The 12,432-nt window shown below is 63.2% G+C and carries 12 protein-coding genes; 1 reads left to right on the top strand and 11 read right to left on the bottom strand.

Annotation, left to right across the window (positions count from 1 at the left end; all coding sequences use genetic code 11):
* Positions 1-16: 16 nt before the first annotated feature.
* From ABIE52_RS04000 to ABIE52_RS03990, 3 genes are read right to left on the bottom strand one after another with little or no spacing between them, the layout of a single operon-like run.
* The gene (locus ABIE52_RS04000) at positions 17-847 is read right to left on the bottom strand and encodes a transglutaminase family protein (protein ID WP_007731033.1); all 831 of its coding nucleotides are present in this window, start codon (positions 845-847) and stop codon (positions 17-19) included.
* A gap of 8 nt (positions 848-855) precedes the next feature.
* A complete protein-coding gene (locus tag ABIE52_RS03995; RefSeq protein ID WP_003944483.1) occupies positions 856-1,827 on the bottom strand; it encodes an alpha-E domain-containing protein in 972 nt (323 codons plus the stop codon).
* Between the two features lie 56 nt (positions 1,828-1,883).
* Positions 1,884-3,509, bottom strand: coding sequence for a circularly permuted type 2 ATP-grasp protein (locus ABIE52_RS03990; protein WP_003944471.1), 1,626 nt, complete (start codon positions 3,507-3,509; stop codon positions 1,884-1,886).
* A 197-nt stretch (positions 3,510-3,706) separates the two neighbouring features.
* Between ABIE52_RS03990 and rpsT the strand changes: the two genes are divergently transcribed.
* Entirely contained in the window at positions 3,707-3,967 is a 261-nt protein-coding gene (gene rpsT / locus ABIE52_RS03985; protein ID WP_003944567.1) for a 30S ribosomal protein S20, read from the top strand.
* A gap of 673 nt (positions 3,968-4,640) precedes the next feature.
* Here the strand turns inward: rpsT and holA are convergent.
* From holA to nadD, 8 genes are all read right to left on the bottom strand, one after another.
* Positions 4,641-5,618 carry a DNA polymerase III subunit delta gene (gene holA, locus ABIE52_RS03980; protein WP_003944476.1) on the bottom strand — a complete coding sequence of 326 codons (978 nt, stop codon included), beginning with the start codon at positions 5,616-5,618 and terminating at the stop codon, positions 4,641-4,643.
* The gene (locus ABIE52_RS03975) at positions 5,615-7,975 is read right to left on the bottom strand and encodes a ComEC/Rec2 family competence protein (RefSeq protein ID WP_064444112.1); all 2,361 of its coding nucleotides are present in this window, start codon (positions 7,973-7,975) and stop codon (positions 5,615-5,617) included. The genes holA and ABIE52_RS03975 overlap by 4 nt, the downstream gene beginning before the upstream one ends.
* A complete protein-coding gene (locus ABIE52_RS03970) occupies positions 7,972-8,850 on the bottom strand; it encodes a ComEA family DNA-binding protein (RefSeq protein WP_050654644.1) in 879 nt (292 codons plus the stop codon). Before ABIE52_RS03970 ends, ABIE52_RS03975 begins: the two co-directional genes overlap by 4 nt.
* A gap of 81 nt (positions 8,851-8,931) precedes the next feature.
* A complete protein-coding gene (locus ABIE52_RS03965; RefSeq protein WP_050654643.1) occupies positions 8,932-9,774 on the bottom strand; it encodes a DegV family protein in 843 nt (280 codons plus the stop codon).
* A gap of 4 nt (positions 9,775-9,778) precedes the next feature.
* On the bottom strand, positions 9,779-10,561 hold the full coding sequence (gene octT, locus ABIE52_RS03960) for a diglucosylglycerate octanoyltransferase (protein ID WP_042924057.1): 783 nt from the start codon (positions 10,559-10,561) through the stop codon (positions 9,779-9,781).
* Positions 10,548-11,222: a histidine phosphatase family protein gene (locus ABIE52_RS03955; RefSeq protein WP_064444111.1), complete on the bottom strand. Its 675-nt coding sequence runs from the start codon at positions 11,220-11,222 to the stop codon at positions 10,548-10,550. Before ABIE52_RS03955 ends, octT begins: the two co-directional genes overlap by 14 nt.
* The gene (gene rsfS, locus ABIE52_RS03950; protein ID WP_003944502.1) at positions 11,219-11,665 is read right to left on the bottom strand and encodes a ribosome silencing factor; all 447 of its coding nucleotides are present in this window, start codon (positions 11,663-11,665) and stop codon (positions 11,219-11,221) included. Before rsfS ends, ABIE52_RS03955 begins: the two co-directional genes overlap by 4 nt.
* Before the next feature lie 46 nt (positions 11,666-11,711).
* Positions 11,712-12,428, bottom strand: coding sequence for a nicotinate-nucleotide adenylyltransferase (gene nadD / locus ABIE52_RS03945; protein WP_003944462.1), 717 nt, complete (start codon positions 12,426-12,428; stop codon positions 11,712-11,714).
* Positions 12,429-12,432: the final 4 nt, after the last annotated feature.

Raw genomic sequence — 12,432 nt, 5'->3', positions numbered from 1 at the left:
CTAGATTTGCCGGACTTTACGCAAGCCTGGTGATCTCCACAACAACTTCGAGATCTGTGGAGCGTCCACCGGAAAAGATTCCCTTCAAAGGCGGCACATCCGAATAGTCCCTTCCTATTCCGACCGAGACATGCTGTTCATTCACAGCTATCGCATTGGTCGGGTCGTATCCCCACCACGCGCCGGTCCACGCTTCGATCCACGCGTGCGATTCGCCGACCACCGTGTCCCCGACTGCCGCATCACGTTTGGGGTGGAGATAGCCGGAAACGTATCGACACGGTATCCCCATCGTTCGAAGCAATACCAAGGTCAGATGCGCATAGTCCTGGCAGACGCCTTTCCGTGCCGACCACGCCTCGACCGCCGACGTATGCACTCCGGTCGTACCCGGCACATATGACATCTCACCGTAAACCCATTGCGACGCAGCCACTACTGCATCTTCAGGTGATTTATCTTTGCGCAATTCCTTGGCAATTGTCGCCAGCTTACGATCACGCGGAACATATCTCGTGAAACTCAGTTGTTCGTTGAATCGATCTTTAATCGCGTTTCCCGACAATTCATCCCAGTCGACGGTTTCCTCGGGCTGAACGAACGGTTCCGTCTCGACCACCGACAGTCCGGTCACTTCGAGTTCCGTATGCGGGGCGTGCAAGTCGAAGGCGGTCACCGCGGTGCCCCAGTAATCGGTGTATCGGTAGGAACGCGTTGCCGGCTGGGTTTCGACGCGCGTGAGTATCACCGTCTGCCTGGTGTCGCCGCGAGGTGTCAATCGCGCTTCGTTGTACGACGACGTCACCGGGGCGTCGTACGCATATCCCGTGGTGTGCACGACCCTCATCCGCCAGCTCACAGCTCTCCCTCCACCGTCGACTCCGCATACGCGGCGCCGGCATCCGTCCACGCGACCCACGGCGCAGCGTGGAAGTACTGCAATGCAATTGCCTCACCCAGTTCGCGGCAGGTCTCCTGCCAACCGAGCAACCGTCCCTGCAGATCCTCGAGCAACACGCCCTGCGGCAGGAACTCGAGTTCGCTGCGTGCGCGGCCCAGAAGCCTCGGCGCCTCCGCCCGGATTCCGACGCGACTGCCCGGCTGCGGGTCGAGCTCCTGCAGGCACTTCTCGGCCTGCCTGATCGAGTGGAACACCGAGCGCGGAAAGAGCCTGTCCAACAAGATGAACTCGACGACGCGATTGGCGTCGAGCGCTCCGCGATACGTACGCAGATACGTGTCATGTGCGCCCGCCGAGCGAAGAACGCTGACCCATGCCGGCGACGACGGGCGGTCACCGGCGCGCGCCAGAAGCATCCGCACGATCATGTCGACACGTTCGATCGACCTGCCCAGCAGAAGGAACCGATAGCCGTCGTCGCGACTGAGCGTGGAATCCGCCAGGCCCGCGAACATCGCTGCGCGTTCCTCCACATAGCGGAAGAACTCGTGTGGCCCCAGCCTGCGTGAGGCACGTTCACGCTCGGCCAGTCCGTTGTACGTGGTGTTCAGGCACTCCCACATCTCACTCGACGTGACCTCACGCGCCCCGCGAGCATTCTCACGAGCACTTGCCAGCGAGTCCACGATCGAACCAACCTGGTTGCGGCTGAACGCAACCAGATCGGTGAGCGAGCGCACGTCGAGCTTGCCCTCCGGCGCCTCGATGCCGAGGACACGCAGGAGCAGACGCGACGTGCGGTCCGGGTCGACGGTGGCGTCGTCGAGCAATTGATGGACGGCGACGTCGAGGATCCGAGCAGTGTCGTCGGCGCGCTCGACGTAGCGGCCGATCCAGTAGAGGGACTCTGCGTTGCGAGCAAGCATCGGTCACCACGCTCCGTTCACTGATAGTTCTTGGTAGCTGGGCACTTCCGAGGTGTTCACTGTTGCTGCTGCTGTTGTTGCTGCGAGGTGCTCAGTTCGGGACCCTGCACCGGCTCCGCGGATTCCGGGGGCTCGGACACCAGTTCCTCGCCTGACAACTCTGGGTCTTCGTCAGAGGTGCGACTCGCAAGCACCCACGTGTCCTTGCTTCCGCCGCCCTGGCTGGAGTTGACCACCAGCGAACCTTCCGGAAGTGCCACCCGGGTCAGGCCGCCGGGCAACACCCACACGTCCTCACCGTCGTTGACGGCAAAGGGCCGCAAGTCCACGTGGCGCGGCGAGAGAACATCGTCGATCTTGGTCGGCACCGTGGACAACTGCACGAGTGGCTGCGCAATCCACCCGCGCGGGTCTGCCTTGATCTTGCGGGTGATCGCGGCCAGTTCCTTGGGGCTCGCGTCGGGTCCGAAGACGATTCCGTAGCCGCCGGACCCTTCCACCGGCTTGATGACCAGTTCGGCGACGCGGTCGAGGACTTGCTCGCACTCCTCGTCCAACCAACAGCGGAACGTGTCGACGTTCTGCAAGAGCGGCTTCTCACCGAGGTAGTAGTCGATGATCTGCGGAACGTAGGTATAGACGAGTTTGTCGTCACCGACTCCGTTGCCGACGGCGCTCGAGATCACCACGTTGCCCGCCCGCGCCGCATTCAGTAGGCCTGCGACGCCGAGAATCGAATCCGGACGGAAGTGCATCGGGTCGAGATACTCGTCGTCGATGCGGCGATAGATGACGTCGACCTGGCGCTCGCCTTCCGTCGTGCGCATGTACACCATGTTGTCGCGGCAGAACAGGTCGCGACCTTCGACGAGTTCCACACCCATCTGACGAGCGAGCAACGAATGCTCGAAATAGGCGGAATTGGCGATACCCGGTGTGAGAACAACCACTGTCGGGTCCGCTTCGTTGAGTGCAGCACCCGCACGCAGCGCCCTCAGCAGGTGTGTTGCGTAATCACCGACCGCCCGCACCTTGTGGGACATGAACAGATCCGGGAACACCCGAGTCATGGTGCGACGGTTTTCCATCACATAGGAGACACCGGACGGAGATCGCAGATTGTCCTCGAGGACTCGGAACTCTCCCGCCTCGTCTCGGACCAGGTCGATACCCGCGACGTGAATTCGCACACCGTTGGGCGGCACGATGCCGGCCGCTTCACGGTGGAAGTGCTCGCACGAGGTCACCAAGCGGCGCGGCAACACGTGATCGCGCAGGATTCGCTGCTCGCCGTAAATGTCCGCGAGGAACAACTCGAGCGCCTTCACTCGCTGCTTGATGCCCTTTTCAAGCCGCGACCACTCCTGCGCGGCGATGACGCGCGGCACCAGATCCAACGGAAACGGTCGCTCCTGCCCGGACAGCGAGAACGTCACGCCCTGGTCGATGAATGCGCGTCCGAGTGCGTCGGCACGCGCGGCAAGGTCGGCGCTGCTCGTCGGCGCCAGGGCTTTGTACACACCCTTGTACGGACCACGCACCGAGCCGTCGGGCTCGAACATCTCGTCGAAAGCCAACTCGTAGCGACCGATGTCTGAATATCCGTCGAACACTGCGGCAGGACGCGCTCGGGTGGTGGTCGAACCTGTTTTACTCGAACTTTTCGAAGGCGGCGGCGTCATAGGGCAACATGCTGCTACAAGTGGGGCTATTCGGCAGCGCGGCGAGAAATCGGGCGCTCGGTGTACCCTTCTCGACAGACGCAACGTGCGACGGTTTGGGTTCTTGGGCCCTCGGCTGGTAATCTTGCCAGTCGGTGCATCAGTGCGCCCACAGCTTTCTCGACCGTAACCAGCTAAAGACGACAAGGATTTTACGCGTGGCCAACATCAAGTCCCAGGTGAAGCGAATCCGTACCAACGAGGCGGCCCGACTCCGTAACCAGTCGGTGAAGTCCTCGCTGCGTACCGCGATCCGTTCATTCCGCGAGGCTGCGGCAGCCGGTGACAAGGACAAGGCCAACGAGCTCCTCGTCTCCACCAGCCGCAAGCTCGACAAGGCAGCCAGCAAGGGCGTCATTCACGCCAACCAGGCTGCCAACAAGAAGTCTGCACTCTCGCAGGCTGCCAACAAGCTCTGACGTTTCCACTGTGACGGTTCGCCGTCACACTGGTTCGTCTCGATAGCCGCCAGGTCGAAAGACCAGGCGGCTATTTTGCGTATTCAATCGGGTCAGTGCGAAGACCCGCCATCCATGTCTTGCAGCGAATATGTGGAGCGGGCTGCAACCATCTGATGATGGCGATCAACGGGCACGGGAAGCGCCCTCGCAGCTGGTTGTTCACGACTGTCTTCTGGGCGGTCGTCGCTTTCGGCGTAGTGGCCGCCCTGGGAAATCCCTCGTTGGTGGGAATCATTGACGGTTGCAGTCGTCGGAGGTGCCGCAAGCTACGGATGGTGTAGGCGCAGGCAACGTAGCGAATTCCGGATCTTCTTCGGCGTGATGTGTTCACTCGTTGCGATTCTGGCGTTTCTCGCCGTTGGACGAGCGGTACTCACCACCGTGAAGGTGCCGGTGGACAGCATCGGCCAAGAAACCATTGCCTGCGGCAGTGTGGTGAATCCGGTGTCGCACGACTCACTACGGGTGACCGACATCAGAACAGGTGAACCAACGACACGGCCTCAGGCCATTCCGCATACTCAGTTGGAGCAAGCCTGCGTGAAACGCCTCGACTACCGGGCGGGCGAGGCCACGGCCGCCACTGTCGTCGGACTACTTCTGGCCGGACGCGCAGTAGGCCACGTTGTACTCAGTTCTTCCGCAACGCGCACACTTTCCGCACTGCCATCTCCAGGGCGAAGGACGAGTCGACTGCGGCACCCTTCACGTCGGCGTTGAGGGCAGCGACGATCTGCATCGCAGCGCCGATCGACGTGGGATCCCAGCCGCCGACCTCCTTGATCGCCTTCTTGACCTTCCACGGCGGCATTCCGAGATCCGACGCCAACCGGAACGGGTCACCGCCCCGTGCAAACGGGCCGACCTTCGCGATGGTGTGGACTGCGTCGGCGAGGGCATCCGCGAGCAGAACATGGGCTGTTCCGATCTGATCTGCCCATCGGAGCGCCTCGAGCGCACCCCGGGTATCGCCGACGATGACTTTGTCGGCCACGTCGAATCCGGAAACCTCGGCCTTGCCCGAGTAATACTTGTGGACCGCATCGACGTCGATCTTGCCGCCCGTATCTGCCGCCAATTGCGAGCAGGCCGACGCGAGTTCGCGGAGGTTGGAGCCGACGCTTTCGATCATCGCGGCGATCGCATCTGGCGCAACCCTGACGTCTGCGGTCCGGAACTCACCCCGGACGAAGTCGACAAGCTGACTCTTGTTCAGTTTTCCGCAGTTGTGAACCGTCGCGCCGAGCTTCTCGAGGGCCGGAGCCAACGCTTTCGCGCGACCGCCGCCCGAGTGCACGACGATCAGAACCACACCTTCTGCCGGCTCGCGTGCAGCCTCCAGGACAAGCGCTACGGCATCTTTGCCTGCTTCTGCAGCCGATTCCAGGACGATCACACGGTCTTCGGCAAAAAGAGAAGGGCTGAGCAACTCGGCCAACTCGGGAGCATTGGTGTCGCCCGCACGCATCTTGGTCACCGGGAGATCCGAAATACCCTGGCCGCGGTCACCGCGGACGGCTCTGATGAGCTGCGATACCGTACGGTCGATCAGGAACTCGTCGTCCCCGAGAACAAGATGCAGCGGATCGACTCCAGACGGATTACTCACCCGAAGATGGTCCCACGAGGAACCGACACGATCGACACAGACCCGCCGCCCCCGCCGTACACAGCGACGGTGCCGTCGACGTCGGTCCGAACCACCGCCCCGCCCAATGAATCCAGTTCATCGAGAACCTCCGCATTCGGGTGCCCGAAACTGTTGCCGACGCCGACGCTGATCATCGTCAACCTCGGACGCACCGCTTCCAGAAATGCCGACGACGTGGTCCGAGAACCGTGATGGGGCAGCTTCAACACATCGGCCTTCACGTCCGCTCCCGATCGGAGGATCGCCTCCTCCCCCGCAACTTCGGCGTCGCCCGTCAACAGAATTCGACCCGCGCCCGTGTGCGCCATCACCACCAGCGACTGATCGTTGGCTGCATCTGCGGCACCGACGGAATCGCGGGGAGCTGGAACCAACGGACCGAGAACCTCCACGTTCACCGATCCCAACGTCAACTCCATACCTGCGAGCAACGAGACAACCGGAACGGCCTGCGAGTCGGCGGCATCCTTCACCGCCCGAAAACCTGACTCCGGCAACAACATCGACCCGACTCCGATCGCAGCGACCGAACGCCCACTCAGGACTGCTTCCAATCCACCGATGTGATCGGCATGAAAATGACTGATCACCAGCAACGCGATGTCGTTGACGTCCAACATGTTCAGGCAACGATCCATCGACGTGGGATCAGGACCGACATCGATCACGATCACCCTGCCGTCTCCAGTCGAGAGCACAAGACCGTCCCCCTGACCGACGTCGCACATCACCAGTGCCCACCCCGGAGCAATACGGCCACCCCCGAACACGTGCTGAAAGATCAGGGCCAGAACAACTCCCAGAACGAGAACGCCGAGCACCCATCTCGAAATCCGATTCCACAGCGTCAGGGTCGTCGCCAGTAGGACTCCCACGACGACGAGGGCACCGATGAGTCCTGACGGCACTACCACCGACGCTCCGGGAAGCGCCGCCGCCCGCTCGGACACGCACAGCAGCCACCCCATCGGCGGCCGCACCAATGGCGCGACGAACACCGCGATCGGTGGACAGATCAGCGCACACAAGGCAATCACCGCACCGAACACCGTGATGATTCCGATCACCGGCGCCACCGCCATGTTCGCGGCAATCGTGACCACGCTGAAGGTTCCCGCCATGGCGCCCACCAACGGTGCAGTCACGACAAACGCAGCACCCGAGACAGCTGTCATCTCCGAAAACCAACGGGGCCAGCCTCTTCGGCGAAGCACGTCCACCCACACCGGAGCAATGATCACCAGCGCGCCCGTCGCAGTAGTCGACAGCGCAAATCCCCAGTCGACGGCCAGCTCGGGCCTCACGACTACCAGAACGATGACGGCGGCGGCAAGCGCAGGCAGCGCCTGTTTGCGCCGACCAGTGACCAGACTGAGCAGGCCTACCAAGCCCATCACCGACGCGCGTAGAACACTCGGCGACGGCCTCGCGACGACAACAAAGGCAACGAGGGCTACCACCGCCAAAGCGGCGCCGACCCGTGGACTGAGCGCCGCGGCTCTGACCAACAGCAGAACGGCCCCGAGCAGAATGCTGATGTTGGCGCCGGACACCGCGGTGAGATGGGAAAGTCCGGCAACGGTGAAGTTGTCCTTCACCACCGGCGACAGCGCCGACGTGTCTCCGACGACGAGGCCAGGCAGCAGACCCGCCTGATCCGGCGGGAGTGCAGCCGAGCACGCAGCCGCGAAACGAATGCGCACCACACTTGCCCATCGCTGATACCAGGGCACTTCTCCCACCGCGACGGGAGGCCCTTCGGACGTGATCACGGCGAGCGTGGAATCGCTACGCCATGGCTGACTCGCCCGGCCACGAACCGTGAGGCTCTGCCCTGGAACAACTTCGAGCCACGACGAACTGGGCGCCCGGATGGTGACCAAGCCGCCTCCGGAGTACCTGCGGTTCTGGGCAGTCACCGAATTGACGGTTGCCCTGAAGACGACCTGACCTTGACCCACCGCGCCGGAGACCGCGTGCGGATCCTCCGAGGGTTCCACTTCGACACTCACCCAAGCTCCCTCGAGAGAAGCTCGGGTCAGTGGGTGCCTCTCCGCCTCGGACGCCCGCCACCCGCCGACGGCACTACACCCGGCACCGAACAGCAATGCAACCAACATGATTCGTACCCACCCCGCTGATGTCCGGCGCACAACCACGTAAGTGAGGAGTGCCGCTGGAACCGCACACGCCACCGCCAGTACCCACGCGGCGACCGGGCCGAACAGGATCCCCACCGCACTGCTCCCCCACACCGCGACGGCAGACGGAAGCAGTCGAGCGTCGAGGACCGGCGAGGCTTCCGGTTCGTTCACACCGACACCAGCACTCGCAATTTGGCCAACCTTGCCGGGCCGATCCCGTCGACTTCCCCCAATTGTTCTATGTCCGTGAATTTTCCGTTGGATGTGCGCCAGGAGATGATCGCCGCAGCCGTTACCGGCCCTACCCCGGGAAGCTCGTCCAGTTCGGCCTCGGTGGCGGTATTGAGGTTCACCAGCCCAGCCCCGCCGGATTCCCCCGTAGCTGCGGGGCTGGTCCCTCCTGCAGTGGTACTCGAAGAAACACCACCGGACTGATCGGCCGCACCAACCACGATCTGATCGCCGTCGACAAGTTTCTGAGCCAGATTCAGGCCCACCGTCTCCGCTCCGTCGAGCACGCCACCTGCCGCAGCAAGCGCGTCGGCGATGCGCGAGCCCGAATGAAGATTGACAAGCCCAGGCGTGCGCACGAGCCCGACGACACTGACCACCACAGCCTCGGGCGGCTGCTCTGCCACGACGCCGGTCGGTACAGGACTGGCTGATTCACCATCGCCGGCAGTCACATTCTTCTCCGTGACATTCTGGGGCGAGGGCAACGTTGGGACCGCCTGCATGCTCGGAGAATCCCACCACACGGCGAACAAGCCGATTCCCGTGGCCAGAACTGCAACGATCGCCAACACCCAGGTCGCCGACCGACTCGGGCGCCAACGTGTACCGCGCCAATGTTCGGGCAATCGGTCGAACCGTGACGAGTCGGGCTGAGCGTCGTAGTCGTCCTCGTCGAAGTCCCGAAGCCACTCGGGGGACCTCTCGAAAGACCCTGAATCCTCGAATTCGTCGACGGCCGGTCGCTGCCGGTAGTTTCCGTCCATCGCCGCGAGGCGATCACGCGCCCGCTCGCGCTCCTCGCTGATCCTCATGACTGGACGCTAACGAGAGACCTCGCCACCGAAGACGATGAATTTCGACCTGTGGAGAACTCGGGGATTGTGGAGAAACGATCAGGTGTTCGCGTCGATCTCCGGCAACGGGCACACCACAACACCGATCGCGCCGACGCCGACGTGCGCTCCGATAACCGCGCTGAAGTCGGTAACCACGGATTCCGCTACATCGGGAATGCGCTCGGCCAACTGTTCCGCTATCCCGTCGGCACGCTCTCGTGCTCGCATGTGATGCACGGCTATCGCCACGCGGCCGAGACCGGCGCGCTCGACTGCCGAATCAACCAAGCGTGCAAGCGCTTTGGTGGTGGTGCGCGTTTTTTCGCCGAGCACGAGTTTGCCGTCCACCAGATGCAGGATCGGCTTCATCGCCAATGCAGTACCCAGCAACGCAGCGGCGGTTCCGATTCGTCCGCCCCGACGCAATTGATCAAGTTTGTCGACGACGATGTAGCAGCGCCCACGGCTGGCGACGTCGACCGCCCGGCCGTACGCCTCTTCGAGTGAAGCGCCCTTCTCGGCCAAGCGTGCAGCTTCGAGAGCCGGATAGCCCAAACCCATACCGGCGGACTGTGAATCGACGATCCGGACGGCGCCACCGAATTCCTGGGCTGCGACTCGTCCGGCTTCCCACGTTCCCGACAGTTGACGTGAAATGTGAACGGCGAGAACGCCGTCACCGTCGCTCATGTCCAGGGCGCGTGCATACGCTTCGGACAACTCGGCGGGCGACGCTCCGGCCGTTGTCACTCCCGACAGGTCGCTCGGCATTGCGTCGACGCCCTCTCGCAAGTCGCAACCGTCACGGAGCACGTGGAGCGGAACAACCTGAATGCCACATGCGTCGGCCGACTCCTGCGGGATGCAGGCGGAGGAATCCGTGACGACGACGACCGGCATTCTGCTACCCGACTTCGCTCGGCGGTGCTACCAGTTCCGGCGAAACCACTTTCTGCGCCTCGACCCCGCGAATCGCAGCGATCATCGCGCGGGCTACGCCGAGGTGACCGTCCCAACCCCAGTGAATGCCGTCAGGATTGCCGTTCTCGGAAAAGACGTTGTCACGCACTGCATCTGCAAGGTCGACTACGGGAACGTCTTTCTCCGTAGCCCACTCGGTGATCGCGGACACGGCGGCCGGCCGGCCGGCATGCACGCTCGCGTAGGCATCGCTGCGATGCACTGACGGCAAGGTCGCGATCATCGGCAGTTCCGGCCGCATGTACTCCAACGCATTTCGCGAGCTTTCCAGATACTCGACGCTCAGCTTGGGCGGAAGTGCGACCGGGCGGCCCAGAGGTGCAAGCCGCGGCTGCAGCCACTGATAACCCTCGCGCACCACGCGTCGAAGCGCGGGTGGCCGAACGTAGCGGATGGTCTCGCGGAGCGCGGTAGGCAGCGGAGACGGTAGCGAGTCCATACCGCCGACCGCGAACACGACGGCGCCTGCCCGCGGCACCGCCGCCCACACACGAGGATCCTGAGTCAGTGCCCACCACGCATCGCGGCACGTCCAGCCGATACGGGCGACCAACTCGACGTCCCAGCCGAGTTCGTCGGCCACGATGTTGGGCCAGATGCGTGGATGATCTGCCGCGAGGCCGCCTTTGGGGCCGAAATACGACAGCGAATCCGCGAGTACGAGGAGGACGGGGCGCTGCCCGTCGGCACTTTCAGAGGACGTCATTTGCGACACTCGCAGAAGCATTCCATACGTCGAGTCGCCACTCGATCGACTTGACGTCACCATGTCCACTGAGTTGCACCCAACTGGTGTTTCCCAATCCGCCGAGGACGGCCCAGCGATCGACGGGTAGGTCGAGCAATGCCGCTGTCAGTGCCGCGATCAAGCCTCCGTGCGCCACCAGAACCACGGGCCGCTCGGCCCAGTCCGGGTGCGTGTCGAGCAATTCGTGAACTACGGGGAGGCTGCGATTCGCGACGTCGATTCGGCTTTCGCCGCCGGGCGGCGCCAACGTGGCATCCGCTCGCCACGCAGATCGCACACCGGGAGTGCGCTCGTCGACGTCATGATGAGTCAGGCCCTGCCATTCCCCCAGGTGTGTCTCACGCAGACGCGTGTCGGTGAGGACCGGAAGTCCGGCGGAATCACCGACAGCGACGGCCGTGAAGTACGCCCGACGCAGATCCGAGGACACGATCGTCAACGGCCTGCGATCGGCGATCACCGGACCTGCACTCTTGGCCTGCGTGCGTCCCAACTCCGACAGGTCGGTGTCGAGTTGCCCCTGCATCCGAGAGTCGGCGTTGTATTCGGTCTGTCCGTGACGCAGCAGGATGAGCCGGCGGACAGGGTTCGACGCCGCACTGGGCGCCGACGAAGTCACAGCGAGGGATCCTGCGCGTCCGGCTCGGAAACCGTGTCGGTCTCGAACACCGTGTTGGCGTCGGCGGGGCCGGGACGGTTCTGTCCGAGGCCTTCGACCTCGACCGTCGGGCAGTCCTTCCACAGTCGATCGAGAGCGTAGAAGTTGCGCTCCTCGTCATGCTGGACGTGGACGACGATGTCGGCGTAGTCGAGCAGTGCCCAGCGGCCCTCGCGGGTGCCTTCCCGGCGGACCGGCTTGTGTCCCGCTTCGCGGAGACGGTCTTCGATGTTCTCGACAATCGAGTTGACCTGACGCTCGTTCGTCGCAGATGCGATGACGAAGCAGTCCGTGATGACCAGCTGTTCGGACACATCGAGCACCACCACTTCGGTGGCCAGCTTCTCGTCGGCTGCCAAGGCCGCGATGCGTGCCATGTCGATGGCTTCGGTGTTTGCGCTCACTCGATGTTCTCCAGTTTCGTCTTCAGAAAGTACTTGTTGTGCTCGGCTAGCTCGATTCGGCGCCCGGGACGGCTTCCGACTTCCCCGGTGCGGGCTCCGACATCGTTGTAGCTCCGTCGCGGCGCTCCGCGTCGACAGGTCGATACAGGTTCCGCTTCGAGATGTACTGCACCACTCCGTCCGGCACCAGGTACCAGACGGGGCGGTCTTCACTTGCCCGACGCCGACATTCGGTCGACGAAATGGCAAGTGCCGGAATCTCTATCAACGTGACCGCGTCGGCGGGCATGGTGTCGAGGTGACCGGCCAGGTGCTCTGCATTGAGATCGAAACCCGGTCGCGATACCCCGACGAACTTCGCCAATGCGAACAACTCTTCCCAATCTTGCCAGGAAAGGATGCTGGCCAGCGCATCGGCACCGGTGATGAAGAAGAGTTCGGCGTCAGGGTGGTAGGCCCGGAGGTCTCGCAGCGTGTCCACGGTGTACGTCACTTTTTCACGGTCGACGTCGACCCGAGAGACGGAAAACCGCGGGTTGGAGGCGGTGGCGATGACCGTCATGAGGTACCGGTCCTCGGCAGGACTGACGCCCTTCCCCTGCTTCTGCCAGGGCCGCCCGGTGGGGACGAAGATCACTTCGTCGAGTCCGAACCGGTCGGCGACCTCACTGGCCGCAACGAGGTGGCCATGGTGAATGGGGTCGAAGGTGCCACCCATCACTCCTAGGCGTCGAGCACGTTCCACCGATAGTCCCTTCTGCACGAGT

The organism is Rhodococcus sp. OAS809 (assembly GCF_040546695.1).
Taxonomy (GTDB): domain Bacteria; phylum Actinomycetota; class Actinomycetes; order Mycobacteriales; family Mycobacteriaceae; genus Rhodococcus_F; species Rhodococcus_F qingshengii.
Note: the sequence above shows the minus strand (reverse complement) of the source record. Positions and strands in the feature narration are given on the sequence as shown.